Annotated in this window: 25 protein-coding genes (1 of these 25 cut by a window edge); 13 read left to right on the forward strand and 12 right to left on the reverse strand. The window is 65.0% G+C overall.

Translation table 11 applies throughout. The annotated features are described in order from the left end of the window. On the forward strand, positions 1–2,252 hold the 3' portion of the coding sequence (locus GDA49_02310) for a peptidoglycan DD-metalloendopeptidase family protein (GenBank protein ID MBC6439245.1). 1,066 nt of this gene lie to the left of the window's left edge; the window shows 2,252 of its 3,318 coding nt (coding positions 1,067–3,318); its start codon lies off the left edge, out of view; the stop codon is at positions 2,250–2,252. Positions 2,253–2,363: 111 nt separating this feature from the next. On the opposite strand, the gene GDA49_02315 is transcribed toward GDA49_02310, so the two are convergent. Continuing rightward, the gene (locus tag GDA49_02315; GenBank protein ID MBC6439246.1) at positions 2,364–2,768 is read right to left on the reverse strand and encodes a cupin domain-containing protein; all 405 of its coding nucleotides are present in this window, start codon (positions 2,766–2,768) and stop codon (positions 2,364–2,366) included. A 77-nt stretch (positions 2,769–2,845) separates the two neighbouring features. On the opposite strand from GDA49_02315, the gene GDA49_02320 reads away from it, so the two are divergent. The 5 genes from GDA49_02320 to GDA49_02340 all read left to right on the forward strand — a co-directional run bounded on the left by GDA49_02320 (position 2,846) and on the right by GDA49_02340 (position 6,016). Further along, entirely contained in the window at positions 2,846–3,466 is a 621-nt protein-coding gene (locus GDA49_02320; protein ID MBC6439247.1) for a helix-turn-helix transcriptional regulator, read from the forward strand. 233 nt (positions 3,467–3,699) lie between these two features. Continuing rightward, positions 3,700–4,050 carry a cupin domain-containing protein gene (locus tag GDA49_02325; GenBank protein ID MBC6439248.1) on the forward strand — a complete coding sequence of 117 codons (351 nt, stop codon included), beginning with the start codon at positions 3,700–3,702 and terminating at the stop codon, positions 4,048–4,050. 10 nt (positions 4,051–4,060) lie between these two features. Beyond that, complete coding sequence (locus GDA49_02330; protein MBC6439249.1) at positions 4,061–4,369, forward strand: cupin domain-containing protein; 309 nt, start codon at positions 4,061–4,063, stop codon at positions 4,367–4,369. Next, positions 4,362–5,411, forward strand: a complete 1,050-nt coding sequence (locus GDA49_02335; protein ID MBC6439250.1) for a TauD/TfdA family dioxygenase — start codon at positions 4,362–4,364, stop codon at positions 5,409–5,411. The genes GDA49_02330 and GDA49_02335 overlap by 8 nt, the downstream gene beginning before the upstream one ends. 236 nt (positions 5,412–5,647) lie before the next feature. After that, positions 5,648–6,016 carry an SDR family NAD(P)-dependent oxidoreductase gene (locus GDA49_02340; protein MBC6439251.1) on the forward strand — a complete coding sequence of 123 codons (369 nt, stop codon included), beginning with the start codon at positions 5,648–5,650 and terminating at the stop codon, positions 6,014–6,016. Positions 6,017–6,073: 57 nt separating this feature from the next. Here GDA49_02340 and clpB read toward each other — a convergent pair whose 3' ends face one another. The 10 genes from clpB to GDA49_02390 all read right to left on the reverse strand — a co-directional run bounded on the left by clpB (position 6,074) and on the right by GDA49_02390 (position 18,700). Next, a complete protein-coding gene (gene clpB / locus GDA49_02345; protein MBC6439252.1) occupies positions 6,074–8,674 on the reverse strand; it encodes an ATP-dependent chaperone ClpB in 2,601 nt (866 codons plus the stop codon). Between the two features lie 114 nt (positions 8,675–8,788). Continuing rightward, the gene (locus GDA49_02350) at positions 8,789–9,367 is read right to left on the reverse strand and encodes a DUF4167 domain-containing protein (protein ID MBC6439253.1); all 579 of its coding nucleotides are present in this window, start codon (positions 9,365–9,367) and stop codon (positions 8,789–8,791) included. Between the two features lie 238 nt (positions 9,368–9,605). After that, positions 9,606–10,421, reverse strand: coding sequence for a peptide chain release factor N(5)-glutamine methyltransferase (prmC, locus tag GDA49_02355; protein MBC6439254.1), 816 nt, complete (start codon positions 10,419–10,421; stop codon positions 9,606–9,608). 32 nt (positions 10,422–10,453) lie between these two features. Next, positions 10,454–11,524, reverse strand: a complete 1,071-nt coding sequence (gene prfA, locus GDA49_02360; protein ID MBC6439255.1) for a peptide chain release factor 1 — start codon at positions 11,522–11,524, stop codon at positions 10,454–10,456. Further along, positions 11,521–12,771, reverse strand: coding sequence for a glutamyl-tRNA reductase (locus GDA49_02365; protein ID MBC6439256.1), 1,251 nt, complete (start codon positions 12,769–12,771; stop codon positions 11,521–11,523). Before GDA49_02365 ends, prfA begins: the two co-directional genes overlap by 4 nt. A gap of 2 nt (positions 12,772–12,773) precedes the next feature. Next, positions 12,774–13,991 carry a histidine--tRNA ligase gene (locus GDA49_02370; GenBank protein ID MBC6439257.1) on the reverse strand — a complete coding sequence of 406 codons (1,218 nt, stop codon included), beginning with the start codon at positions 13,989–13,991 and terminating at the stop codon, positions 12,774–12,776. Positions 13,992–14,039: 48 nt separating this feature from the next. Continuing rightward, entirely contained in the window at positions 14,040–15,161 is a 1,122-nt protein-coding gene (ispG, locus tag GDA49_02375; protein ID MBC6439258.1) for a flavodoxin-dependent (E)-4-hydroxy-3-methylbut-2-enyl-diphosphate synthase, read from the reverse strand. A gap of 76 nt (positions 15,162–15,237) precedes the next feature. After that, on the reverse strand, positions 15,238–16,308 hold the full coding sequence (locus tag GDA49_02380) for a helix-turn-helix domain-containing protein (protein ID MBC6439259.1): 1,071 nt from the start codon (positions 16,306–16,308) through the stop codon (positions 15,238–15,240). A 139-nt stretch (positions 16,309–16,447) separates the two neighbouring features. Beyond that, on the reverse strand, positions 16,448–17,425 hold the full coding sequence (locus tag GDA49_02385) for a nitronate monooxygenase (protein MBC6439260.1): 978 nt from the start codon (positions 17,423–17,425) through the stop codon (positions 16,448–16,450). Between the two features lie 51 nt (positions 17,426–17,476). Further along, a complete protein-coding gene (locus GDA49_02390; protein MBC6439261.1) occupies positions 17,477–18,700 on the reverse strand; it encodes an aspartate kinase in 1,224 nt (407 codons plus the stop codon). Positions 18,701–18,797: 97 nt separating this feature from the next. On the opposite strand from GDA49_02390, the gene ubiG reads away from it, so the two are divergent. The 7 genes from ubiG to GDA49_02425 all read left to right on the forward strand — a co-directional run bounded on the left by ubiG (position 18,798) and on the right by GDA49_02425 (position 25,510). After that, on the forward strand, positions 18,798–19,577 hold the full coding sequence (ubiG, locus tag GDA49_02395) for a bifunctional 2-polyprenyl-6-hydroxyphenol methylase/3-demethylubiquinol 3-O-methyltransferase UbiG (GenBank protein ID MBC6439262.1): 780 nt from the start codon (positions 18,798–18,800) through the stop codon (positions 19,575–19,577). A gap of 603 nt (positions 19,578–20,180) precedes the next feature. Then, positions 20,181–20,408, forward strand: a complete 228-nt coding sequence (locus GDA49_02400; GenBank protein MBC6439263.1) for a hypothetical protein — start codon at positions 20,181–20,183, stop codon at positions 20,406–20,408. Positions 20,409–20,538: 130 nt separating this feature from the next. Then, the gene (locus tag GDA49_02405) at positions 20,539–20,823 is read left to right on the forward strand and encodes a hypothetical protein (GenBank protein ID MBC6439264.1); all 285 of its coding nucleotides are present in this window, start codon (positions 20,539–20,541) and stop codon (positions 20,821–20,823) included. A gap of 28 nt (positions 20,824–20,851) precedes the next feature. After that, a complete protein-coding gene (locus GDA49_02410; GenBank protein ID MBC6439265.1) occupies positions 20,852–22,633 on the forward strand; it encodes an anion permease in 1,782 nt (593 codons plus the stop codon). A gap of 323 nt (positions 22,634–22,956) precedes the next feature. Continuing rightward, positions 22,957–24,201, forward strand: coding sequence for a nucleoside:proton symporter (locus GDA49_02415; GenBank protein ID MBC6439266.1), 1,245 nt, complete (start codon positions 22,957–22,959; stop codon positions 24,199–24,201). 270 nt (positions 24,202–24,471) lie between these two features. Beyond that, positions 24,472–24,759: a hypothetical protein gene (locus GDA49_02420; protein ID MBC6439267.1), complete on the forward strand. Its 288-nt coding sequence runs from the start codon at positions 24,472–24,474 to the stop codon at positions 24,757–24,759. A gap of 220 nt (positions 24,760–24,979) precedes the next feature. Beyond that, a complete protein-coding gene (locus GDA49_02425) occupies positions 24,980–25,510 on the forward strand; it encodes a hypothetical protein (GenBank protein ID MBC6439268.1) in 531 nt (176 codons plus the stop codon). 102 nt (positions 25,511–25,612) lie between these two features. On the opposite strand, the gene GDA49_02430 is transcribed toward GDA49_02425, so the two are convergent. Further along, positions 25,613–26,194 carry a Rieske (2Fe-2S) protein gene (locus GDA49_02430; protein MBC6439269.1) on the reverse strand — a complete coding sequence of 194 codons (582 nt, stop codon included), beginning with the start codon at positions 26,192–26,194 and terminating at the stop codon, positions 25,613–25,615. Positions 26,195–26,222 lie beyond the last annotated feature (28 nt).

Here is a 26,222-nt window from a genome sequence, read left to right on the forward strand (position 1 = left end):
TCGGGCAGCAGCTTTACGTCACGCTGGTTGACGGCCCGGCGGGCTCGGGCCTGAAGCGGCTCGGTCTGGTCGTGCTTGATGCCGGCGACAACGGCCTGATTCTGGTCAGCCGCCCCGACGGCGATGTCGGTTTCGAAGGCCAACGCATCAGTGACCTTGATGAGATCGCCACGGCCCTGCCGCCGGCTGTTGCGACATCCGAAGTGACGGAGGCCACCGACGATGAGGTTCTCGCCAAGGAGGGCGCAGAGGCCGATCCGGCCGCAGCGGAGCAGGCGCCGATCCCCGAATTTGTCGACTTCGCCCGTCCGATCAGCATCGACGAGCTCGCGGTCGAACAGGGCGACACGCTGATGTCGATCCTGCTGCGCGCGGGCGCCGACCGGATCGAGGCCGATCGGGCGATCCGCGCGCTCCGACCACACTACGATCTGCGTCATCTTCAGATCGGCCAGGAGGTCAAGGTCGCCTTCGAGGACGACAACGGCGACGGCGAATTGCTGGTCACTGTCAGCATCCGTATCAAGGAAGACCTCTACGTTCAGGCCGACCTCCAGGGCGACAGCTTCATGGCCGGCCGGATCACGACACCGATCAACCCCGTCTTCACCGGCAACCTGGCCAGGGTCTCGCCGGCCGCCGATATCGACTCCCTGATTCAGCAGGAGCCCGACGGTGACCCCGAGGCCGTCGCCGAGGAGGCCGAGACGGTGGTGGCGGCCGTGCCGGACTACGGGGACGACCCCGCGCCGGTGAGCGACATCGAGAGTGAACTCGAACTCTCGGCCTCTGCGGAGCAGTCCTGGTTCACGATCCAGGAAGACGAGACCGTCCCGAACCTGCTTCGGCTGCTGACGCCCAACGGACACGAGATCAACAAGATCGTCGCCCTGCTCGCGGCCGAGATGGATCTCAACTCCATGGACGCCGGACAGCAGATGGTCGTCATCACCGACGAGGACTTCTCCGGCGTCAGGATCGTCGCCCTCTCGCTCGATCGACCGGAAGGCGGCACGTGGTCGGTGGTGGTCCAGCGCGACGGCGGCTACGGCATCCGGGCCGCGAGCAGCCACGTCGATCTCTCGGACTTCAATGTTGCGCTGGCCGTGGTTGAGCCACAGCGTTTCGGACCCTGGCCAGAAGAGCCGAGCGGGGGAATCGAACTGATCTCGGTCGAGATCCCGTCCGGCGGCATCCTCATGAACGCCCTGACAGGGCTTGGCATCGGCACGGTGCAGGCCGACGAGGCCGTCGACTCCCTGCGCGACGTCTTCGATCCCCGCAGCATCCAGGCCGGGCAGATCATCGACGTGACGATGGACGAGGACGGTCTGCTCAACATCAGCCTCAGCCCACGTGCCGGCGAGCGTGTCGAGGTCGCGCGCGACGAGGAGGGCTTTGTCTCGCGGCTGGTCGAGCTTCCGGTCGAGCGGGTCCTGCGCGCCACGGTCGGCCACATCGACAGCAGCCTTTATCAGGCCGCGCTCGACGGCGGCGTCCCGCCCGCGGTTCTGGCCGACATGATCCGGGCCTACAGCTTCGACGTCGACTTCCAGCGCGAGATCCGGTCGGGCGACAGTTTCGAGCTGCTGTACGAGGCGTATGTCGGCGAAGAGGGCAACGTCGTGCGCTACGGCACACTGCTCTATGCCACGTTGCGGGTCTCGGGCGTCAGCCTGCCAATCTATCAGTTCACACCCTCAAGCGGTTTCATCGACTACTTCAACGAGCGCGGCGAAAGCGTGCGCAAGGCGTTGATCCGTACGCCGATCGACGGCGCGCGCATCACGTCCAACTTCGGCATGCGCACGCTCAGCGGCTACACCCGCATGCACAAGGGCGTCGATTTCGGCGCACCGACCGGCACGCCGATCGTGGCAGCGGGCGACGGCATCATCGAGGACCTCGGCTGGTTCGGCGGCTACGGCAACTACATCCGCATCCGCCACAACAGCACCTACAAGACGGCCTATGCCCACATGAGCGCGTATGCCAGCGGCCTGGGCGAAGGCAACCGGGTTCGCCAGGGGCAGGTCATCGGCTATGTCGGTAGCACCGGCAACTCGACCGGCCCGCATCTGCACTACGAGGTTCTGGTCAACAACGAGCAGATCAATCCGCTCGATGTGAACCTGCCGTCCGGCGAGATCCTCGAAGGCGACGAGCGCGACGCGTTCTATGTCGTGCGCGACGAGCGCGACGCGCTCTTCGCCCAACACCTCGCAGAACCGCTGGTTGCCAGTGGCAACTGAGTTCCGGATCGACGGACCGACGGAAAGAAACGACCGCCGGACAGACAGCTGGTGCTGCTGGAGACCTGGCGTGAGGCCGTTGCTGCCTTTGCGCAGACTTGTGTCTGAAGTTCAGAGATCGGTACGCGGATCCTCGACGAAGGTGTGAATCTCGTCCTTGCGCGGGGTCGCGGTCAGCAGCGTGACGCCCTCGTCGGAGCAAAAGCGATGCCAGCAGCCGCGCGGCACGACAACGACCATGCCGGTATCGAGTTCCAGGGTCTGTTTCTCGTCGTCGATGATGATGTCGAACTTCGTGGACCCGCCGATCACGTGAACGAACTCGTCGCCCTTCATGTGCCGCTCCCATCCAGCGTTGCCGTTGAAGCGCCCGAGGAAGACGCCGCAATCGAGGAAATCGCCACCGCCGAGTTCGGCGAAGGCATGTTCGACCTCCGCTTCCGTCGTCTGCGGTCCACGATCCACAATGGGTGTCAGTGCGGCGGTCGCATCGGCGACGTTGATGGCCCTGATCATTGTCCTCTCCCGGTTCGGCTTGCGAGTCACAGTGTGATACTATAGTGTTATTCTCGATATCAAGAGAACCTTTTGTCATGCCCCCCGATCCGCATCTCGCCCTCGTCCGGACCGGTGACGACACCGCATCCCGCAGCGCCCCGACAAGCCTTGATCTCGGCGCACGCGTGCGCGAGCTGCGGACCGAAAGCGGTTGGAGCCTGGACGATGCCGCGGTCCGCATCGGTCTCTCGCGCTCGTCGCTCTACAAGATCGAGAAGGGCAAAATGTCGCCCACCTTCGATACGATGAAGAAGCTCGCCGACGGTTTCGACCTCGACATCCAGAGGTTGCTGGGCGCGACCGGCGGTCACCGCGCCGCCGGCCGACGGTCGGTCACCCGCCGCGGCGACAACCCCCCCTGCAAGACCGATCACTACGACTACCGGCCGCTCGCCGAGGACCTCGCGCACAAGGCCATGCTACCGTTCGAACTGGTCGTTCGCGCCCGCTCCCTCGACGACTTCGCCGACTGGGACCGCCACGACACCGAGGAGTTCTGCCATGTGCTCAGCGGCACGATGGCGCTCTACACCGAGTGCTATGAACCCGTAACGCTGAAGGCCGGCGACAGCATCTACTACGACGGGCGCATGGGGCACGCCTGCGTCTCGGTCGGCAGCGAGGATGCGGCCATCCTCTGGGTCAGCGCACCCTGACCCGCTGCACTCGACCGATGAGCCAGATCGTTTCGTTTTCCAAAACCGTTGCTCTGAGCCGATCCAGCATGATCGTGGAGAGCCCGCGCGAGTACTGCGGCGTGTCCATGGCCGCGACCGCCGAATTGATCCGGCAGGGTACGGGCAATCTTCACCGGCCTGTGACATCGCAATCGTCGGCAAGCATCGCCATATCGTTCGGACAGTGTGACGTAGACCATCATGACCCATCAATGACCGACGGCCTGAACGACGATCTTTCCGTGCCCGTGGCGATCAACACTGCGGCGATGGATTGGGAACCGAGCCCAAGCCCGACCGTGTGGCGCAAGCGCCTCGATCGTGTCGGGCCACCGGAATCGGGTCGTGTGACGTCGGTGGTGCGCTACGATCCCGGCAGCAGGTTCCATGCGCACCCTCACCCCGACGGCGAGGAGATCCTCGTGCTTGAGGGTATCTTCTCGGACCAGACGGGCGACTATCCCGCCGGCAGCTACCTGCTGAACCCCGAGGGATTTGAACACGGCCCGTACTCCGAGGAGGGCTGCCGGCTGTTCGTGAAGCTGCGCCAGTATCCAGGTTGAGCGCAGCCATTTGCTCATCAAGACCGAGGCCGTGGACTGGCAGCCGACGGACACAGACGGCATCTCCGAGAAGCTGCTCTACAGCGAGAGCGGTCATGCCGAGACGGTCCGCCAGATCCGCATGGAAACCGGTACCGCTCTCAGCCTCGACCGTGCCGGCGGCACGGAAATCTTCGTCATGGAGGGCGCCACCCGGGGCGGCGACAAGGCCTTGACCGAGGGGGCATGGCTTCGCTACCCTTCCGGTTCCCCGCTCGTGCTCGAGGCCACCATGCCGACCACGCTCTACATCAAGGCAGGACATCTCGCCGATGGCTGAGGCCGGGCTGCGCACGGTCGACGGGCCCGCAGCGTGGTACGGTCCCGCGATGGCACAGGACGGGTCCTGGCTTCATTCGTTCACCGAAGCCCACATCGCCGAGCTCGAGTCGGCGATGGCCGCGCTGGACGAGGCGCGCGACATCACAACCGTCAGCCGAGACAACACAGACATGCCGGCGCTCGACGCTGTGCTCACCGGTGTGGAGGACGAGGTTGTCCGTGGTCGCGGCTTCGTGCTGCTGCGCGGCCTACCCGTGGAACGCTGGAGCCGACGGCAATCGGCACTGGCCTATTGGCTGATCGGCTCCCGACTCGGGGTTGCCGTGCCGCAGAATGCGGTCGGTCACGTCCTCGGACATGTGAAGGACCTGGGCAACGATCCGGCCGATCCCATGACGCGCATCTACACGACCAATGCACGGCAGGAGTACCACACCGATTCCTGCGACATAGTGGCCCTGCTCTGTCTGCACGGCGCGAAAGCCGGCGGTGCCAGCGCGCTCTGCAGTTCGACCACCGTCTGGAACGAAGTCGTGCGCCGCAGGCCAGACCTGGCGCGGGTGCTGACCGAACCCTTCCCGACCGACCGCAAGGACGAGGTCCCGCCCGGCAAGCAGCCGACCTATCCGATGCCGATCTTTCACGATGTCGGTGGCGAGATCACGTGCGTCTATGCCCGCGCCTTTATCGAGGCGGCCCAGACCCGACTGGATGTGCCGCGCCTCACGCCTGAGCAGATCGAGGCGCTGGACCTCGTCGATGCGCTGGCCGAAGACGACACGATCAGGCTCGACATGGCGTTTCAGCCCGGCGACATCCAGGTGCTTCACAACCACCAGATTCTCCACGCCCGCACACCCTACGAGGACTGGCCGGAGCCCGAGCGCAAGCGCCATCTTCTGCGCCTGTGGCTCAGCGCCCACGACGGCCGCGAACTGCCGCACTGGTTTGCCGAGCGCTACGGCGCGATCGAACGCGGCGCCGTACGCGGCGGCATCCGCGTCGAAGGCCAGACCCTGCACGCTCCCCTGGAGCCCTGAAACCCGACAACATCAGCCCCCCTTTCCCGGGATCGGAAGAGGGAGGGACCCGACGCGTCAGCGGTGGGAGGGTTAGGGGTCGATGGTGCGAACCGTCCCACCGGTTCCCCCTCAACCGGCTCCGACGAGGCTTGTTCCTCGCCCAGTCTGCACTGCCCTCTCACCGGAGAGGCGAGGGGATGTTTGGCGATCATGCGTTCCTGACGCCGCCTCCCGTCCACACGCTTCAGGAGGGGATGATGGGTGGACGACTGGAAGGCAGGACAGCACTGATAACCGGTGGCGGTCGCGGTATCGGTGAGGGTATCGCCAGGGTGTTCGCGCGCGAGGGCGCCAGGATCCTGATCGCCACACGCACTGTGAGGCGCGGCGAGAAGGTCGCGCGCGAGATTGAAAAGGCGGGCGGAACCGCGTCGGCATGCCCGAGGACATCGCGCATGCCGCCCTCTGTCTCGCCAGCGACGAGGCGAGCTCCGTCACCGGCCAGACTATCATCGTTGACGGCGGTCAGATCATGCCCGAGAGCCAAACAGGGGCGCTCCAGAGTGGATCGTACCCGGTTGGAACCGCAGGCGGTTCCAACCGGGTGCGAGAATCCGCTCTGAATCCAGAGACTCAGAGCATATCCCGTTCAGATTGATTCAATCTGAACGGGATATGCTCTAGGCGGCTTCCCCGGTCGCGACGGGCGCGCCGTTGATGACGAGACCGAGCGCAGTCGCCGTGACGGTCACCGTGACGCCGTCCCTGACCTCGCCCTTGAGCAGCAGCTCGGCGAGCGGGTTCTGCAGTTCGCGCTGGATCACACGCTTGAGCGGCCGGGCGCCGTAGACGGGGTCGTAGCCCTCGGTTCCGAGCCACTCCGTGGCGGCCTCGTCGAGCGCGATGGTGATCTTGCGGTCGGCCAGAAGCTTGCGCAGGTGCGCCATCTGGAGATCGACGATCGCCGCCATCTGCTCACGCTTGAGGCGGTGGAACAGGATGATCTCGTCGAGCCGGTTGAGGAACTCCGGCCGGAAGTGGCCCTTCACGGCGTTCATCACCTGCTCGCGCGCCAGTTCTGCCTCGTCGTCCTGGCCGAGTGCCGCAAGGAACTCGGCACCGATGTTCGACGTCATGACGATCAGTGTGTTCTTGAAGTCGACCGTGCGGCCCTGGCCATCGGTGAGCCGGCCGTCGTCGAGCACTTGGAGAAGCACGTTAAAGACATCGGGGTGCGCCTTCTCGATCTCGTCGAACAGCACGACCTGATAGGGCCGGCGACGCACGGCCTCGGTCAGGACACCGCCCTCCTCGTAGCCGACGTAACCCGGCGGCGCGCCGATCAGGCGAGAGACCGCGTGTTTCTCCATGAACTCGGACATGTCGATGCGCTGCATCGCGTGTTCGTCGTCGAACAGGAACTCGGCGAGCGCCTTCACGAGCTCGGTCTTGCCAACGCCCGTGGGGCCGAGGAACATGAAGCTGCCGATGGGCCGGTTCGGATCCTGCAGACCGGCGCGCGCACGGCGCACGGCATTGGAGACCGCGACCAGCGCGTCCCTCTGGCCCACCACGCGGCGGCCGAGACCGTCTTCCATCTGGAGCAGCTTCTCGCGCTCGCCCTCGAGCATCTTGTCGACAGGAATGCCGGTCCAGCGCGAGACCACGGCGGCGATGTGGTCGTCGGTCACCGCCTCCTCGAGCATGCGGTGGGCCTCCGCCTCTTCGGACGCGGTGAGCCCGGCTTCGAGATCGGGGATCACGCCATAGGCCAGTTCGCCGGCGCGCGCGAGGTCGCCGCGGCGCTGGGCCTGGTCGAGTTCCAGACGTGCGTGGTCGAGCTCCTCCTTGATCTTCTGGGACGAAGCGAGCTGTTCCTTTTCCTTCTCCCACTCGGATGTGAGTTCGAAGGAGCGACCTTCGAGGTCGGCCAACTCACGCTCCAGCTTCTCAAGCCGGTCGCGGGACCCCTTGTCGTCCTCCTTCTTGAGTGCCTCGCGTTCGATCTTGAGCTGGATGATGCGACGGTCAAGCTCGTCGATCTCCTCGGGTTTGGAGTCCACCTCCATCTTGAGGCGGCTCGCGGCCTCGTCGACCAGGTCGATGGCCTTGTCCGGCAGGAAGCGGTCGGTGATGTAGCGGTTCGAGAGCGTGGCGGCGCCAACGATCGCGCTGTCGCTAATGCGCACGCCGTGATGCAGCTCGTACTTCTCCTTGAGACCGCGCAGGATCGAGATCGTGTCCTCGATCGTGGGTTCGGCAACGAAGACCGACTGAAACCGGCGTGCCAGAGCGGCGTCCTTCTCGATGTGCTTGCGATACTCATCGAGCGTCGTGGCGCCGACGCAGTGCAGCTTGCCGCGCGCCAGCATCGGCTTCAGCAGGTTCGACGCATCCATCGAGCCTTCGGCCGCGCCGGCCCCGATCAGCGTGTGGAGCTCGTCGATGAAGACGACGATCTCGCCGTCCGCGGACTCGATCTCCTCGAGCACGGCCTTCATGCGCTCCTCGAACTCGCCACGGAACTTCGCGCCCGCGACCATCAAGCCGAGGTCGAGCGACAACAGCGTCTTGTTCTTCAGGGAATCCGGCACATCGCCGTTGATGATGCGCAGCGCCAGACCCTCGACGATGGCGGTCTTGCCGACACCGGGCTCACCGATCAGCACGGGATTGTTCTTCGTGCGGCGCGACAGCACCTGCATGGTGCGACGGATCTCCTCGTCACGTCCGATGACGGGATCGAGGTCGCCCTTGCGTGCCGCTTCGGTCAGATCGCGGGCGTACTTCCTGAGCGCATCGTAGCTTTCCTCCGCGCTGGCGCTATCTGCCGTGCGGCCCTTGCGCATGTCGGCGATGGCCGCTTCAAGTGCCTGAGGCGTGAGGCCCGACGTGCGCAGGATCGAGGCGGCCTGGCTGCCCTCGTCCACGGCGAGCGCCATGAGAAGCCGTTCGGCCGTGACGAAGCTGTCGCCGGCTTTCTCCGCAAGCTTCGGCGCGCTCTCGAAGACACGAGCAAGTTCAGGCGTCAGGTGAACCTGGCCAGCGCCAGTGCCGTCCACGACCGGCTGCTTACCCAGTTCGGCATCGGTGGCGTTGAGCGCTTGCCCGGCGTCGGCGCCGGCGGCACGCAACAGTCCCGCCGCCAGGCCTTGGTTGTCGGCCAGCAGCGCGTGCAAGAGATGCTCAGCGGTCAGCCGCTGGTGGCCGCGCGCGAGGGCAAGGGTCTGCGCCGCCTGCACGAAGCCGCGGGCGCGATCTGTATAACGTTCAAAGTCCATGCTGCGTCACCCTTCGGGTTCAACGATCTGGACCGTATATGATGTGCTATTTTTGCAACACAAGGGGTTGACGGCCCAATCGCCAACCCCAACCTCACTTCAACCTACAAGGCGTCAGCCGGCCGCCCACTGCTCTTCGCCAGCCGCAGGCACCGCGGCAGCGTCTTCGGCATCGCTATCGCGATTGTTGCCGGAGCCGTTCGACTTGCGGCGCGACCACCGTGCAGGCTTGGGCTGCTCTTCGCCCTCACTGTCACCATCCTCCGCGGCCAGCTTCAGCGTACGGCTCTCGACCTCGGCCTCACCGCGCTCTTCGTCGGACGCATCCTGCTCGCGGCCCTGGCGCTGGAAGCGATTCTCCCGTGGCGATCGATCGTCTCGCTCTTCGCGGTCGCCGCGCTCACGCTGCTGTTCGGCGGCACGCTCCGCGGCACGCTCGGCATGCAGGTTCACGATCCTCTGGTAGTGCTCGGCGTGCTGCAGATAGTTCTCGGCCGCAACCAGATCACTCGACGACGACGCGTCACGGGCCAAGGCCGTGTATTTGTCGGCCACCTGCTGCGCCGTGCCGCGGACTTTCACGTCCGGTCCCGTACTCTCGAAGGACTGGTTGCGACCGCCGCCGCCACCGCTGCCACGACGCATATATCCACGATTGTTGCGGGACCGCTTGCCCGAACTGCCAGGTCTCATGAGATCGTCACTCTCGCTGTTTGCAAATGCCTGCCGCGCTGCCATGCCAAAACACCAGTGCGAACGCCTTGCGTCCGATAACAACAACCTGGTGGTGAGGCCATCTGGCCCGGCACAAGCGGTCTTGTTTCCTCAACGTCCCGCTTCGGGGCCATGCCCCTTCCCGCCATGCGCAACTTGGATCGTAATGAACATTTGCACAGTTTCCAAGCGGTTTTTTAGCCTTTTCCATCTGATCCTAGAGACGTAGCGCCAGCCCGCGCCGGTGTCCCGAAAGGTCGTGAAAGACCCTCGCCACCGCCAAGCCGTGGTCCTGCACCAGTCCTTCGAGATCGCCCCCCTGCCCGGCCCCGTGTTCGAAGACGGCATGACCGCCCGATTCGAGATGACGCGGAAGGGCCGCGAGGATGATCCGATAGCAGGCCATGCCGTCGGGTCCGCCATTGAGAGCCAGCCTCGGCTCGTACCGCGCCACCTCCGGCTCGAGCCCCGCAATCTCGTCGCTCGGAATGTAAGGCGGGTTCGAAACGACGAGATCGAACCGCCCCGAGACCGCCGAGAACCAGTCGCCGACAGCAAAGCTGGCGCGCGCGCCGATACCCAGTCGCCCGGCATTTTGCTCCGCCACGGTGATTGCGGCGGGCGATCGGTCGATCCCCAGCCCAACGGCTTCGGGCCAGGAGGCCAGAAGAGACAGCAGCAGACATCCGGTTCCGGTTCCCAGATCGAGGACCATCCGGGGTGTGCCATACTCGGCGGCAAGCTCCAGACAGCCCGAGACGATGGCCTCGGTGTCGGGCCGTGGCGTCAGCGTGTCGGATATGACCCTGAAATCGAGGCTCCAGAACTCCCGTGTGCCGATAACCTGGGCCATGGGCTCGCGCCGTGCGCGACGCTCTGCCATGGAAACGAGATCCGCAACGGTATCGGGAGCGAGGCTGTGTTCGGGGTAAGCCTTCAGCCAGGCACGATCGCGGCCCGTGACATGGGCCAGCAAAACCTGCGCTTCGAAGGCGGGGTTATCGATGCCGGCGCGCGCAAGCGCGTCCCGAATGCCGGCCGCAAGCCCACCGACGGTGTTGTCGTTCAATCGAGATCGGCCAGGCGCGCAGCCTGATCCTCGGCGATCAACGGAGCGATCACGTCGTCGAGCGCGTCGCCGGCGACGATGGCATCGAGCTTGTAGAGCGTGAGGTTGATCCTGTGGTCGGTCAGGCGACCCTGGGGAAAGTTGTAGGTCCGGATACGTTCGGAGCGATCACCGCTGCCGACCTGCGACTTCCGGCTTTCCGCGCGTTCCCCGTCCAGCTTCCGGCGCTCCTCGTCGTAGAGGCGCGACAACAGGATCTTCATCGCCTTGGCGCGGTTCTTGTGCTGCGACTTCTCATCCTGCTGCGAGACCACGATCCCGCTCGGCAGATGGGTGATGCGAACCGCGCTGTCGGTCTTGTTGACGTGCTGGCCGCCGGCACCGGACGCGCGGAAGGTGTCGATCCTGAGGTCCTTGTCGTCGATCCGAACATCGACCTCTTCGGCCTCCGGCAGCACCGCGACCGTTGCAGCCGAGGTGTGGATGCGGCCGCTGGACTCTGTGACCGGGACGCGCTGCACCCGATGGACACCCGACTCATACTTGAGACGAGAAAACACGTCCTGTCCCGAGATCAGGACCTGCGCCTCCTTGATACCGCCGATGTCGTTCTCGCTCATGTCGATCAGTTCGACCCGCCAGCGGTGGGTTTCGGCGTAACGCCGGTACATGCGCAGAAGATCGGCGGCGAAGAGCGCGGCCTCGTGGCCGCCAGTGCCGGCACGGATCTCGAGGATCGCGTTGCGCCGATCGGCATCGTCCTTCGGGATCAGGAGCAGCTTCATGGCGTGCTCCAGATCCGGCAGGCGTTCCTGCAAAGCGTCACGCTCGGCCTGGGCCAGCTCGCGCATCTTGGCGTCGTCGTCGGCTGCAATCATCTCATCGAGAGCGACCAGCTCGCTTTCGGCCGCGCGCAAGGCCTCGATCGCAGCGACGACGGGCGAGAGCTCGGCGTACTCCCGCGACATCGCGACAAACTCCTCGCCACCGCCGCTCTCCCCTGCCAGACGGGCGGCCAACTCCTCGTGACGCAGAACGACACGGCCAAGGCTCTCTTCCAGGCTCATCGCCCCTCCTCTGCCGACGAGAACAGGCGTTCGAGCAGACGTTCGGCATCGGTCACCGAACCGGGTTCGCGTTCGGCCAGGGCACGCAGCGCCGTGCTGGGATCATGGAGCAGGCGATTGACCAGAACTCGTGTCGCTTCGTCTGCGTTGTCAGCGGCACGTCCTGCAAGAACATCCTGCCTTACCGCTTCAAACCGGCTGCGCAGCGCGGCGATCGCAGGAACAGCATCGCGCTGCGCGTCGGCAGAAAGGATCGAAACGAGCGCCTCGTCGACGATCGCCCATGCTGCATCGGCTTCGTTCTGGCGTACGGCGCGCCCGGCCATCGCCACGTGCTCCAGATGATCGAGGTTGTAGAGAAATACGTCGTCGAGCCGATCGATCGCCGGATCGGCATCGGGCGGAATGCCGGCGTCGACAAGAAAGATCGGCGCGCGCCGCCGAGCCTTCAGAGCCGCCTTCATCTGATCGACGGCGACCGCGTACCCCCCAGCGCCGACAGCGAGAATCAGCACGTCGGCCTCGGCGAGTTCTTCGGCGAGCCGGTCGCCGGGAACCAGATTGACGCCCAATCTCTCGGCCACGCTCTGCGCCAGACGCGGACGATGATGCAGCAGGTTCAGGCGGCCGAGCCCGTGACTCAGCATGCGCGCGGCGATCAGTTCACCCGCCTCGCCGACGCCGATCAGCAGGCCGCTGCGCCGGCTGAGATCTCCGTGAATCTCGCGCGCGACATCCACGGCCGCCGATGCGATCGAGACCGGGCGCTCGCCGATCCTGGTCTCATTGCGGACCCGCTTGGCCACACCGTAGGCGCCCTGCAGACGCCGTTCGAGCTGGGAGCCGACCATGCCGACGTCGGCGGCGCGGCGATGGCTTTCCTTGAGCTGACCCAATACCTGGGGCTCACCGACAACAAGGCTGTCGAGCGACGCCGCGATGGCCAAGAGCTGCCGCATGGCCGCGCGGCCGGTGTAGGCGTAGAGGCGCTCGTCCATCGGTACGATTCCGGCGCGCTGTGCCAGGAGATCACGCAAGGCACCGACGGCGCTCGCCGGCTCCGGATGCACCACATGGATCTCGACGCGGTCGCAGGTCGACATCAGCATGGCTTCGGAAAAACCCCGGCTCTCAAGCAACTTGTAAAAGGCGGCCGTCTCGTCGCGCGCAACGAACATCGCCTCACGCATCTCCAGCGATGCGGTGCGATGGTTGGCGCCGACGGCGATATGTTCCGGGTTCGCCAAGGCTATCCCCGGCGCGGCAGACCCGCGCTCACGGAATCGATCGGGAGTTCGGTCTGCTCCCCGGTGTCGAGGTCGCGAAGGGCGACGACACCGCATTCAAGCTCGTCATCACCCATGATCACGGCATGGCTCGCATTCACCTTGTTGGCGCGTTGCATGCGGCGCTTCATGTTGCCGCGGTAGCCCAGATCGATGACGTGGCCGGCACGGCGCAGCGCATGGGCCAGGGCCAGGGCCTGTTTCTCTGCCGTCTTGCCCAGCGGCACGATCGCCACGGGCCGCACGGGATCGCCGCCCGCACCCGCCAGCATCGAGAGCCGCTCGATGCCGCCCGCCCAGCCGACACCCGGCAGGGGCGGACCGCCCATCTGCTGCATCAGTCCGTCGTAGCGCCCGCCACCGATCACGGTGCCCTGGGCGCCGAGGTTCTCGGTCATGAACTCGAAGGCCGTGTGGCAGTAGTAGTCGAGCCCGCGGACAATGCGTGGGTTCACCGTGTAGGCGATGGCGAGTGCATCGAGCCCGCCGAGCACGGCATCGAAGAAGCCGCGCGCGTCGTCGGTCAGGTGATCCATGATTGAGGGCGCATCGGCCACGATCGCCTTGTCGCCCTCGTCCTTGGAATCGAGCACGCGCATGGGATTGCGTGTCAGCCGACCGCGGCTGTCCTCGCTCAGGTCGTGCTTGTGGAACTCCAGAAACGCAACGAGTGCGGCACGGTATGCCTCGCGGCTCTCGGCATCACCCAGCGTGTTGATCTCCAGCCTCGTGTCGGCAAGCAGACCGAGGTCCTCGAGCACATCGGCACCCATGGCGATGACCTCGATATCCCCGGCCGGTTCGGGCACCCCGAAGAGCTCGACGCCGATCTGATGGAACTGGCGATAGCGCCCCTTCTGCGGCCGCTCGTAGCGGAACATCGGACCGGCGTAGCAGAGCTTGAGCGGCACCTCGTTGAGCAACCCGTTGCTCAGCACGGCGCGGGCGACGCTCGCGGTGTTCTCGGGCCGCATGGTGACGCTCTCGCCGCCGCGGTCCTCGAAGGTGTACATCTCCTTCTGAACCACGTCGGTGGCATCACCCAGGCTGCGCGAGAAGACCCCGGTCACCTCCAGGATCGGCGTTCTGATCTCGCCATAGCCGTAACGGTTGCAGATACGCCGGCAGGCGTCCTCGACGCGCATGTGGGCGCGGCAATCCTCGGGGAGAAGATCGCGCATACCACGAACGGGTTGCAGTTTGCTCGCCACGACTCGGTTCCGCTGCGGCTATTCGGCGGCGGTGTGGTCGTTCGTGTCGCCCTTCAGCTCTGCGGCGCGGGCTTCAACGAGTTCGACAATGTGTTCGACGATGTCGGCCGAACCCACCTTGTGGTCGGCACTGCCCGACATGTAGACGAGATGGTTGCCCTTGCCGCCGCCGGTCAGGCCGATGTCGGTCATCATCGCTTCGCCCGGCCCGTTCACGACGCAGCCGATGATCGACACCGTGAGCGGCACATCGACATGCGCCAGGCGCTGTTCGAGTTCACCGACGGTCTCGGTGACATTGAACTGCTGTCGCGCACACGACGGACAGGCGATGATATTGACGCCACGCTGGCGCAGGTTGAGCGACTTGAGGATTTCCCAGCCGACTCGCACCTCTTCGACCGGATCGGTCGCGAGTGAGACGCGGATGGTGTCGCCAATGCCTTTCCACAGCAGCATGCCCATGCCGATGGCCGACTTGACCGTGCCGCCGACCATGCCGCCGGCCTCGGTGATGCCAAGGTGCAGCGGATAGTCGCAGGCCGCGGCGAGACCACGATAGGCGCCGACGGCCAGCGGCACGTTCGAGGCCTTCACGCTGATCTTGAAGTCCGGGAAGTCGTTGTCCTCGAGGATGCGCGCGTGAGCCATCGCGCTCTGGACCATGGCTTCGGGCGTCGGGCCACCGTACGTCTCCAGGAGATGCTTTTCCAGCGAGCCGGCGTTGACGCCGATGCGCATGGAACAGCCGTTGTCTCGGGCGGCCTTCACAACCTCGCGCACACGTTCGGCAGAGCCGATGTTGCCCGGATTGATGCGCAGGCAAGCCGCGCCCGCTTCGGCGGCCTCGATGCCGCGCTTGTAGTGGAAGTGGATATCGGCCACGAGCGGGACCGGCGATTCATAAACGATGTGCTTGAAGGCTGCCGTTGCCTCCTCATCGGGGCAGGACACGCGCACGATGTCAGCGCCCGCGACCGCGAGAGCACTGACCTGGGCAGATGTCGCGTGCACATCGGCGGTCAGCGTGTTGGTCATCGACTGGACGGTGATCGGCGCATCGCCGCCGACCGGCACGTTGCCGACCATGATCTGACGGCTCTTGCGCCGCGCCGGACGGTCCGTGTCGGGAGTGCTCATGAGGCCTTATCCGAGGTTCGGCGCAGAGATAACGCAGGCCCCTGCCTGGGTAAAGAAAATGTCCCGTGACCGCCGCTCAGCGTGCAAGCAGGGCGTCGGCCCCGAGCGGGATGTTGCGCACGACAACACCGGGCTCGCCGAGCGGCGCGATCTGCGCACCGTCGACCATGACCTTGAGCCCGCCGGCATTGCCGGTATCGAGCGTCACATCGTCGCGGTCGGGGACCCGGTAGATGTCCCCGGGCAGCAGGACACGCGTGAGAAGGATCGAACCGTTGTCGCCCTCCACCTGTATCCAGGTTTCCTCAAGCGCCCGGATCTCGACCCGGTAGTCGGTGTTGGTCCGGCCGTAAATGCGCGGCACATAGCCGTTCCCGGTCTCCAGCAACGCATCGGTCCCTGCAAAGGCCGCGGTCTCCTCGTCGACAGCCGGGGCTGCCGCGTCCTCAGCCTCTTCCACGACGGGCTCAACCAGCTCAGCAGCCTCTTCGAGCTCGGTGACCGGATCGGCTTCCACCTGTGCTTCCACCTGTGTTGCGATCTCGGCCGCAGGCTCGGCGGTGACCTCCGGCGTCACCGTCGCTGTTTCGTTCGAGCCGACAGCCTCGCCGGCGGCATCGGACGAGGTTGCGTTGCTGTCGTCCGCTGCCGGAGACGAGATTTCGTCCGGCACCTCCGGCACCAGTTCCAGATCGACGCGGCTGCGTTCGTTGAGCACGTACCAGATCGCGGCACCGGCGATCGCCAGGACCAGCGTTCCCAGGATGATGGCCGTCGTGGGCTGGCGCGCCTCGGAAGCCGGCACCGGGAAACTCAGCTCCGCATGGGCCAGCACACCACCGGACACGTCCTTGTAGCGACGGACAAGTTCCTCGCCGTCCAGACCCAGATAATCGCCGTAGGTCCTCAGGAAGCCTGCGACATAGGTCGGTCCCGGCAGATCGCCGAACCGGCCGTCCTCGAGTGCCTCGAGATAGACCGAACGGATGCGCAGGATGTCGGAGACCTCGCGCAGTTCCATGGCGCGACCAAGGCGCGCCTGGCGCAGATCGTCGGCGATGCGTCGGTTCGCCGTGTCGGCGTTCACATCGCGAAATGGGGTGGCCGTGGAGTCGGCGCCCGTGTCATCCGGTCCGGATTGCGTCATCTCTGTTCCAAGGTTCCGACTGTCCCGGATATCCGCAGCCGGATTGTAACAGTAACATTTGCACCCCCGCTGCGGCAAACATGCTCTGAATAGCCGTCCGTGTTGCGACTCGTTGAATCGCGGGCGATTCCCGGTTGTGTCAGGATTCGGCCGAGAGCGCCTCGGCGGCCTGGTCGACAAGTTCGGCGATAATCTCGGCGATCGGCTGCTCGCCCATCACCATGCCGACGCTCTGGCCCGCCATCAGCGAACCGTGCACGACATCACCGTCGACCACCGCGCGTCGCAGGGCGCCGGCCCAGAAATGCTCGATCTCGAGCTGGGCCTGCTTCTGGTCGAGCTCGCCGCTGTCATGCCGGGCGATGATCTCCTTCTGCTTGTCGAGAAAGTCGCGGGTCGCACGGTTGACCAGCGCACGGACCGGAATGACCGGAAAGCGCGGATCGAGCTGCACCGACGGCTGGGCATCGCGCGCATTGGCCCGCATGAAGGCCTGCTTGAAGGCGGGATGGGCGACCGATTCCGTGGCGCAGACAAACCGCGTGCCGAGCTGCACGCCGGCGGCGCCCATGCGCAGATAACTCGCGACCGCCTCGCCACGTCCGATGCCGCCGGCGACAAAGATCGGCGCATCGGCAATCTCGTGCAGGATCTCCTGGGCCAGGATGCTGGTGGAGACCGGCCCGATATGGCCACCCGCTTCCATGCCCTCGATGATGACACCGTCGACGCCGCTGCGGACCAGCCGTTTGGCGAAGGCAAGGGCCGGCGAAAAGGCGAGGACCTTCGCACCCCGCTCCTTGATGCGGCGGATCGAGGCGAGGCTCGGCAGGCCACCGGCGAGCACGACATGCCCCACGCCGTGGTCGGCACAGATGTCGATCAGGGCATCGAGTTCCGGATGCATGGTGATCAGATTGACGCCGAAGGGCGCGGATGTGCGTTCCTTGGTGGCCGCGATTTCGGTGGACAGCAGATCGGGAGTCATCGCGCCGCAGGCAAGAACGCCGAAGCCGCCGGCGTTCGAGATCGCTGCGACCAGGTTGCGCTCCGACACCCAGGTCATCGCCCCCCCCATGATGGCGTGATCCACGCCGAGCAGGCGCCGGCCCGGCATCCAAAGCGCGGCCAGTCGATCCAGCCCGTCAGTGGTCAAGACGCGTCACCCCTACTCGTCCGCATCCAGCCCATAGGCCGTGTGAAGCGCGCGCAACGCGAGCTCGAGATAGTCCTCGGAGATCAGCACGCTGATCTTGATCTCCGATGTCGAGATCAGCTGGATGTTGATGCCCTTTTCCGCGAGCGCCTCGAACATGCGGCCCGCAACGCCGGCGTGGCTGCGCATGCCGACACCGATCACCGAGACCTTCACGACCTCGGGATCGGGCTCGATCCGCTGGGCACCCAGATCGTCGTTCATGCCTTCGAGGAGCCCGACGGTCTTGTCGAGATCGCCCTTGGCGACGGTGAAGGTCATGTCGGTCGTCTCGCCGTCGAGCGAGATGTTCTGGACGATCATGTCGACATTGATATCGGCATCGGCCAGCGGACCGAACAGGGCCGCGGCGACGCCGGGCCGGTCGGGCACGCCCACCATCGTGATCTTGGCGTCGTCTCGGGAATAGGCGATGCCGCTGACAACCTGCTGTTCCAAGATTTCGTCCTCATCGACAACAAGAGTTCCGGGGGCGCCGGTGAAGGTCGAGAGAACCTGCAGCCTGACGCGGTTATTCATGGCGGTGGCGACCGAGCGCGTGTGCAGCACCTTCGCACCCTGAGACGCCATCTCGAGCATCTCTTCATAGGTGATCGTATCGAGCTTGCGGGCTCTGGCAACGACCCGCGGATCGCAGGTGAAGACCCCCTCGACGTCGGTGAAGATGTCGCAACGCTCCGCGCCCAGCGCTGCTGCCAGCACGACGGCGCTGAGGTCGGAACCGCCACGCCCGAGCGTCGCCGTGCGACCTTCCTCGGTGACGCCCTGGAAGCCCGTGACGACTGGAGTCATGCCGGCCTCGATCGCGGCCAGGAGGTTCTCCGGCCGCACCTCCCGGACCCGGGCACGGCCATGGCCATCGTCAGTGACGATCGGAACCTGCCAGCCCTGGAAGGAACGGGACGCGATACCCATGGTCTGGAGGCGCAGCGCCATAAGGCCGGAGGTCACCTGCTCGCCGCTGGCCACGACGGCGTCGTACTCGCGCCCGTCCTGACCCGTGTCGGTGGCGCGCACGAGGCTGACAAGACGGTCGGTTTCGCCGGCCATGGCCGAGACAACCACCACGATCCGGTGGCCGTCATCCACCGCACGCTTGACGTGCTCGGCTGCCTTGGTGATGCGATCAAGATCACCGACGGATGTTCCGCCAAACTTCTGAACGACAAGAGACATGGTGCCGCCTGAACCCGCTTGATGAACGTGATTCCGGGAACCGCACCTGATCTGGGGGCTTTCCGGCGCGAGGCGCACCCTGCATACTCTCGCCGCCATGGCGACGCAACAAGCTGACCGCGCGACGCCCGCTGCCGGCGGGACGGTCGACCCGGACGAAATCGAAACCTTCTCGGCGGTCGCGGACCGCTGGTGGGACCGGAACGGTCCCTTCAGGCCGCTGCATCGCCTCAATCCGATACGGCTTTCCTATCTGCGGGACAGTCTGGCCGGGCATTTCGATCGGGACACGGCCGAAGAAAGGCCGCTTTCGGGTCTTGCCATCGCCGATGTCGGCTGCGGCGGCGGGCTCATCACCGAACCTCTGGCCAGGCTCGGCGCGACAATGACCGGCATCGACGCTTCCGACGAGGCGATCGCTGTTGCACGCGCTCACGCCGGGACGTCGGGCCTCGCGATCGACTACCGCGCCTCGACCGTTGAGCAGCTCGCCGATGGCGGCACCGCATTCGACGCCGTCGTCGCCCTGGAGATCGTCGAACATGTCGCCGATCGCGCCGCGTTCATCGCGGCCTTTTGCCGCTGCGTCCGTCCGGGCGGCCTGATCATCCTGTCGACCCTGAACCGAACGGCACGCTCCTTCGCGCTCGGCATCGTCGGTGCGGAGTACGTGCTGCGCTGGGTGCCGCGCGGCACGCACACCTGGTTGAAGTTCGTGAAACCGTCGGAGCTCGCCCGTGACCTTCGTGCGTCGGGTGCCTCGGTCGAGGATGTCACGGGTCTTGTTTTCAACCCACTGAACAACCGCTGGCACCTTGGCCGCGACATCGCCGTGAACTACATGCTGCGCGCCCGACTTCCCGAAAGCGCGGGCTGAGCCGCACCAGTCTCGCAGGCGACGAACTGGCCGCCCCGCCGGGTCAGGATGCAACCTCGCCCGGCGCTTGGTGCTTGACAACCACGGCCGCATCGACCGACTTTGCCGGGGTGGGGTTATCGCTGGGAGCAGTGCGCACCCCAGCACAAGCACCCTGCCACACGCTTGTTCCCCATGCAACGGCGCATGGGGAACGGGGCGTTAAATCGTTAGTTTGATGCGCACCTCTTTGCAACGATCACTTGGGAGGCTTGCAGGCAAACAGATACTCCTTCTGAATGCAGTATTCGTCGAGACAGCGATAGCTGATCTCGATGGGTGTCCTGCCGTAGATTGTGCAGCCCCTACGCGCCTCGGGCATAATCATGGCGCGGTCATTTCCCATTGCTTGCACACGAACCGCGTCTTCGCTCACATCGCTGAGCACCGCGCTCGTCTCGCATCCCGCTATGAAAACAGTGAGAAGTAACAGACTGGCGAGTTGAAGCTTTTTCACCGCATTACCTTTTTTGGGGTTGGTTGTGAGTTATTACTCGGAGAAGCTAGCCCGCCCGGAGTAACGAACAAGATGTAACTAACAATTACTCGGGGTTATACCTTAGAATGTTGGATATCACGGTACAGGCCCTGCCCTCGCTGCCCGATCTCGTCCAGAACCCCGAGACGCCCATGGCGCTGGTGCCCTTCGGCGAGGGATTCCCGCTGGTGATCTATCGACCGCTGGGCGGCGACGATCGCGATCCGGCCCATGCCAGCCGATCGAGACAGGGATGTCGAAACCGACACCCTGGGCCATCGCATGCCACTCCCGCACTCAATCCGGCGGCCTGACGACGGACACAACACGACGACGGACACAACACTGCGGTAGCGATGCGACACTGTCTTCGCGGTTGCGAGAACCGGTTCAAACCGCCCGCAAATGGCTCTATCAAGACGATGCAACCAGAGGAAGGCCGCCATGGACACCAAAGCCGTCTCCGACGGTCTCGGGCTCAACGATCCCGACATCCAGCAGCAGTTCCCTGCGGGCGGCGACATGGCCGTGCGCACACCGGTCGGCCCGACCATGGACGGCAGCGCCTTCCAGTCGATGCAGGCGGCCCTCTCCCGCGCAATCGACGGGGACGGCACGGTGACCGGCGGCGAGCGCGTGCCGGAGGCCGGGTTCCCGGGTGCCTGCCGCGTCCGGCCAGCGAGCGCCGAGATGCCGCTGGCCCAGGGCATCGACTTCAACATCGGATGAGACCGGGCACCGTCATCCGGGCACCGTCATGACGACCGGGCAGATCGCGATCTGCGTCATCGTGCTCGCGGTGACCGTGCTCTTCATCCGGGGCCGCTGGCGCTACGACCTCGTGGCCTTCGGCGGGCTCATGGCGGCCGTGGCGGCGGGCCTGATCCCGGCCCGGGACGCCTTCTCGGGATTCGGCCATCCCGCTGTCATCACCGTGCTGGCGGTGCTGGTGATCTCCAGGGCGCTGGCCAACGCCGGTGCGGTCGACATGATCACCCGGTCCGTGGTGCGGGCGAGTTCGAGCCCGGCCCTTCATATCGCCGTGCTGGCAGGTGTGGCCGGCTTGCTTTCGGCCTTCATGAACAACGTGGCGGCGCTGGCTCTCCTGCTTCCGGTGGCCCTGCAATCCTGCGCCAGGGCCGAACGGTCACCCGCGATGGTCCTGATGCCCTTGAGCTTCGGCTCGATCCTGGGCGGGCTTGCGACCATGATCGGTACGCCGCCCAACGTGATCATCGCACAGTACCGGGCCGATATGGCGAGCGAGCCCTTCGGCATGTTCGATTTCACGCCGGTCGGTGCGCCCGTTGCCGTGATCGGCATTGTGTTCGTTGCGGGGATCGGCTGGCGTCTGCTGCCAGCCTCGGTGCGCAAACGCAATGTGCCGGCCGACCTCTTCGCGATCGACGACTACCTGACAGAAGCCTCGGTGTCCGAAGGCGCGGATGTCGTCGATATGCCACTCCACGAACTCGACGACCGGCTGGCTGCCAAGGACGCCCAATGCATCGCCCTGGTGCGCGGCGGCCGCCGCCTGCTGAGCTCGGCGCGCTACATCCGCATCCGCGCCGATGACGTGTTGCTGATCGAAGCCGCGCCCGAGGCAATCACCGAGGTGGTCAATGAACTCGGTGTCGAGCTGGTCGGTGCGGGCCCGGACATCACCGAGGCCTTCGATGCCGAAGATATCGCGCTGGTCGAGGCCATCGTTCCGCAGGGCTGCCGCCTGGAAGGCCACACGCCGAGCAGCCTGCGCCTGGGCAGCCGCTATGGCCTCAACCTGCTCGCGGTCTCGCGCCAGGGGCGGCCGGTGCGCGGCCGCCTGCGCTCGTTCCGGTTCGAGGCCGGCGACGTGCTGCTGATCCAGGGAGAGCGCGAACAGGTGGCCTCGTCGATCTCCAGCCTGGGCTGCCTGCCGCTCGCAGAACGGGACCTGCACCTCGGCCAGAAACGCGAGGCGCTGCCCGCCATCGGTCTCTTCGCCGCCGCCATCGCCGCCTCGGCGGCCGGTCTGGCACCGATCACCGTCAGCTTCTCGATCGCGATGCTGATGATGGTGCTGTTGCGTTATGTGCGCCTGCGTGAGCTCTACGAGACCATCGACTGGCCGGTGCTGGTGCTGCTCGGCGCGATGATCCCGCTCGGCGGCGCACTCGAGGCCAGCGGCACCACGACACTGATCGCCAACCAGCTCCTGGCTCTTCTTGCGGGCGCACCGCCCATGCTGCTTCTCACCGTGGTGCTGGTGATCACGATGACGCTGAGCGACATCATGAACAACGCGGCCACAGCCATCGTCATGGCACCCATTGCCGTCGGCATCGCCACCGCGCTCGGCGTCAGCACCGATGCCTTCCTGATGGCCGTCGCAATCGGCGCCTCCTGCGCCTTCCTGACGCCGATCGGACACCAGAACAACACGCTGATCATGGGACCAGGCGGCTACCGCTTCGGCGACTACTGGCGCATGGGCTTGCCGCTCCAGGTGATCGTCGTCGCCGTCTCGGTCGGCCTGATCGCCGTTGCCTGGCCGCTCTAGAGGTTACTCGGCAGATGTTGCGTTGAGGCAGGCAATCAGGTCGGCAGGGTCCCGGGCCTCCGCCAGGATGGGAAAACTCACGGGAAAACTCATGCGGGTGCCGGGCAGGACATCGGGCGGATTCTCGATTCACGGGCCAGGGTCCCGGCGGCCCGGACCACACCGCAGTCCACAAGCGCGTCCGAATGGTTGAAGCCTTCGGCGGTGCCCGCCCTGACGACGCGTCACGGGGCCGTGAGTTCCGGACCTTGTGATCGCAAGGATGGACGGGGCGCCCCGGATCGTCGTCTACTGGGGCAAAATCGGTTTCAGGGACGTTCGGTATGGCAGAGATACAAAGCGCGGCAGGCCTTGTGGTCCTGTTCGCCCTGGCCTGGGTGATCAGCGAAAAGCGCAGGCGGGATGCTTGGCGCATCGCGGCAGCGGGGATCGGCCTGCAGATCGTTGTGGCGCTGATCCTGCTCAAGGTCCCGGTCATCACCGACATTGTCGGCGCGATCAACGGTTTCGTCCGCGCTCTGGAGGATGCGACAAAGGCGGGCACCAGCCTGGTGTTCGGCTATCTGGGCGGCGGCGATCTCCCGTTCGACGAGCCCTACCCTGGTGCGGCCCTTGTCCTGGCCTTCCGGGCGCTCCCCATCATTCTTCTGGTAAGCGCCTTGAGCGCACTCCTGACCCACTGGCGCATCCTTCCCTGGATCGTCAAGGCCATCAGCCGGGTGTTGGAGCGCAGTTTCCGGATCGGTGGCGCGGTGAGCCTGGCGAGCGCGGCCAACATCTTCATCGGCATGGTCGAGGCACCGCTGTTCGTGCGGCCCTATCTCGCGAAGTTCAGCCGGGGCGAACTCTTCGTCCTGATGGTGACCGGCATGGCAACGATCGCCGGCACCGTGTTCGTGATCTACGCCTCGATCCTGGGCCCGGTGATCCCCGACGCGGCCAGCAATCTCCTCGTCGCCTCGGTGGTCAGTGTGCCTGCCGCAATCTCGATTGCGCTCGTCATGGTGCCAACCGATGGAGCGGCCACTGTGGGTGTCGAGCTGCCGCCGCGCGACACCGGCAGCGCCATGGAGGCGATCGTGGCCGGCACTGAGCAGGGCCTGCGCGTGCTGCTCGGCATCGTCTCGATGCTGGTGGTCTTCGTCGCCCTGGTCCACCTGGTCAACATGGGGCTCGGACTGTTGCCGGATGTCGCGGGCTCCGCGATCACGCTGCAACGCATGCTGGGCACCCTGTTGATGCCGATCTGCTGGCTCATGGGCATCCCTTGGGCCGAGTGCGCCGAGGCCGGCCGGTTGCTGGCGACCAGGATCGTACTCAACGAGTTCATCGCCTATCTCGACCTCGCCGGTCTCGCCGATGGCGCGCTGAGCGAGCGCAGCCGGCTGATCATGACCTATGCGCTGTGCGGCTTCGCGAACTTTGGCAGTCTGGGCATCATGATCGGCGGGCTCGCGGTCGTCGTACCGGAACGCAAGGCGGACCTGCTCGACCTCGGGCTGAAGAGCATCGTGGCGGGCTCGCTTGCCACCTGCTGCACGGGCTGCATCATCGGGATTCTGGGATAAATCCTGTGACGCCGCAGGAATGCCGCATGGCGGCCCCAGGGTTGCCGGCGTCCCGCCGTTCCATGCGTTACATGTGCATTACATGGAGGCGGAAGACCACTTCGGATCGGCACATATGGGCCGCGTTCCCGCTGCACTGATCGCACTCTTTCTCGCAATCGCGGCCATAGCCCGGAACACCGACGAACCGCCCTGTCTCCGGGACGAGGGGACGGAGCTTCTCCACGAGCAGGATGCGCCGCGGTTCCGCGTGACCCTCAACCTGATGATTTGGAGACACTCTACAACTGGCCGATGAACCAGCTTGAGAACGCGGCGGGCGAACTGGTCTGGCAGGGCCAGATCGACGTTGCGGGCGAGGAAGAACAGCGCGTCCGAACGGCCATCCCCATCGCCCAGACGATCGGCGCGCTCGAACCCGGACTCTACGCGCAAGATTACATGCGCATGCACCGTGACACAGGCCGCGACCGGTTGCAACGGCGGAACGGAACCGCACGATCGTCAGAGTCTGACCGGTCTGAAACGCCGCTCCAGCGCCCCCCGAAACACCCCTGAACCCCCTGATCCATCACGTATCGTCACGCCTCATCACGCATAGTCACGATTCACGAAGACCTTACTGTCCCCCACAAAGTGATTGACAACATCCTGGCCGCAGCGTAGATACTTCGGATACTTGACGTCGCCGCAAGCTTTCTTCATCAGAGCTCGGCAGGATGTCATATTACGCCTCGCACGAGCCGTTGCACCTCGCACTGGAACCCGGGGGACCATTATGAAAAAACTGCTACTTACCGCATTCATCCTTCTAGCCAGCGCCAACATCGCAATGGCTCAAGAGGTAAGCGCGACAGATCTTTCGCACTACGAATTATTCGAAGAAGGTGAGACTTTTAAAACCCTCGACCACCTGCAAGCAATGGAAGAGGCCTACGAGGCACTTTTAATCGAAGGAAACTGTGGTGCTGCTATCCCTGCGATCGTCGAGTTTTATGAAGCTGCAAACAGGCTCTCGAATCTGATAAGGCGAGGCATTGATCCGTTTTATGACGCTAGCAGGGATGAGAGGAGTGGGGTGGATGTTTCAGGTTTAGTAGCAGCGGAAAAAACATCCAACGATCTGATTGAACAACGAAACCGGGCGTGGGTGGAAGAGGCCAAATGCCTTTTGTCTGAGGGGAAGAAACAAGCCGGTATTATCCGACTCTATCGCGCACTCGATTACATCAGTACTCGTGAACGAGAGCTATGGGAGGAAGCGCGAAGACTGCTTTGGGCAGAAGTAGGGTATAACGCGGAAAATTAGGAGCGTAGGGCACGAAAATCGCCTCAGGTGGATGAGGTTGTCCGTACCTCAACACCGCTTTCAGATAGGTTCGCAAGGAAGGGGACATTGCGGGCGAGACGATCAGGCCGGCATCGATCGGGCGGCCGCCGAAATCGTGGACCTCGGCCAGCCCCAGATCGTCCCGGTAGGGCAGGTTGGGCGGATATCGGCCTCGAGGTTCGGTGCCTGCCCGGCGATGGGTGCGGCATCCATGTCGGGATTGACGAACACCAGGTTCGCCACGGTCTCGACCTGAACATGCGGCAGACCGAAATCAGCCTTGTCGAACCCCTTCACATTCTCGCAGTTGCGTGTGGTGCGAAGGCTGCCGTCCATCCCGTAGGCCCAGGCGTGATAAGGACAGGTGATGAGCGCCTTGACGTTGCCCGAACCCTCCAGGAGCTGGTGCGCCCGGTGCTGGCAAACGTTGTGGAAACCGCGGAGTTCGCCTTCACGGCCGCGCACCACATAGACGGGCTGACCGACGACATCGGCGGTCATGTAGCCGCCCGGGTTGGCGACCTGGCTGGCATGGCAGACATAGGTCCACGAGCGATGGAAGATCTTCGCCTTCTCCAGCTCGAAGACCTCGGGATCAGTGTAGTAGCGGGACGGAAGCGTGTTAGGAGAGTTCGGGATCTTCCGAGAGCGGACATCCGAAATCGATCTTCAGAACATGGCCGCTAGCCAC

Source organism: Rhodospirillales bacterium (assembly GCA_014323865.1).
In the GTDB taxonomy this organism is placed as follows: Bacteria; Pseudomonadota; Alphaproteobacteria; order SP197; family SP197; genus SP197.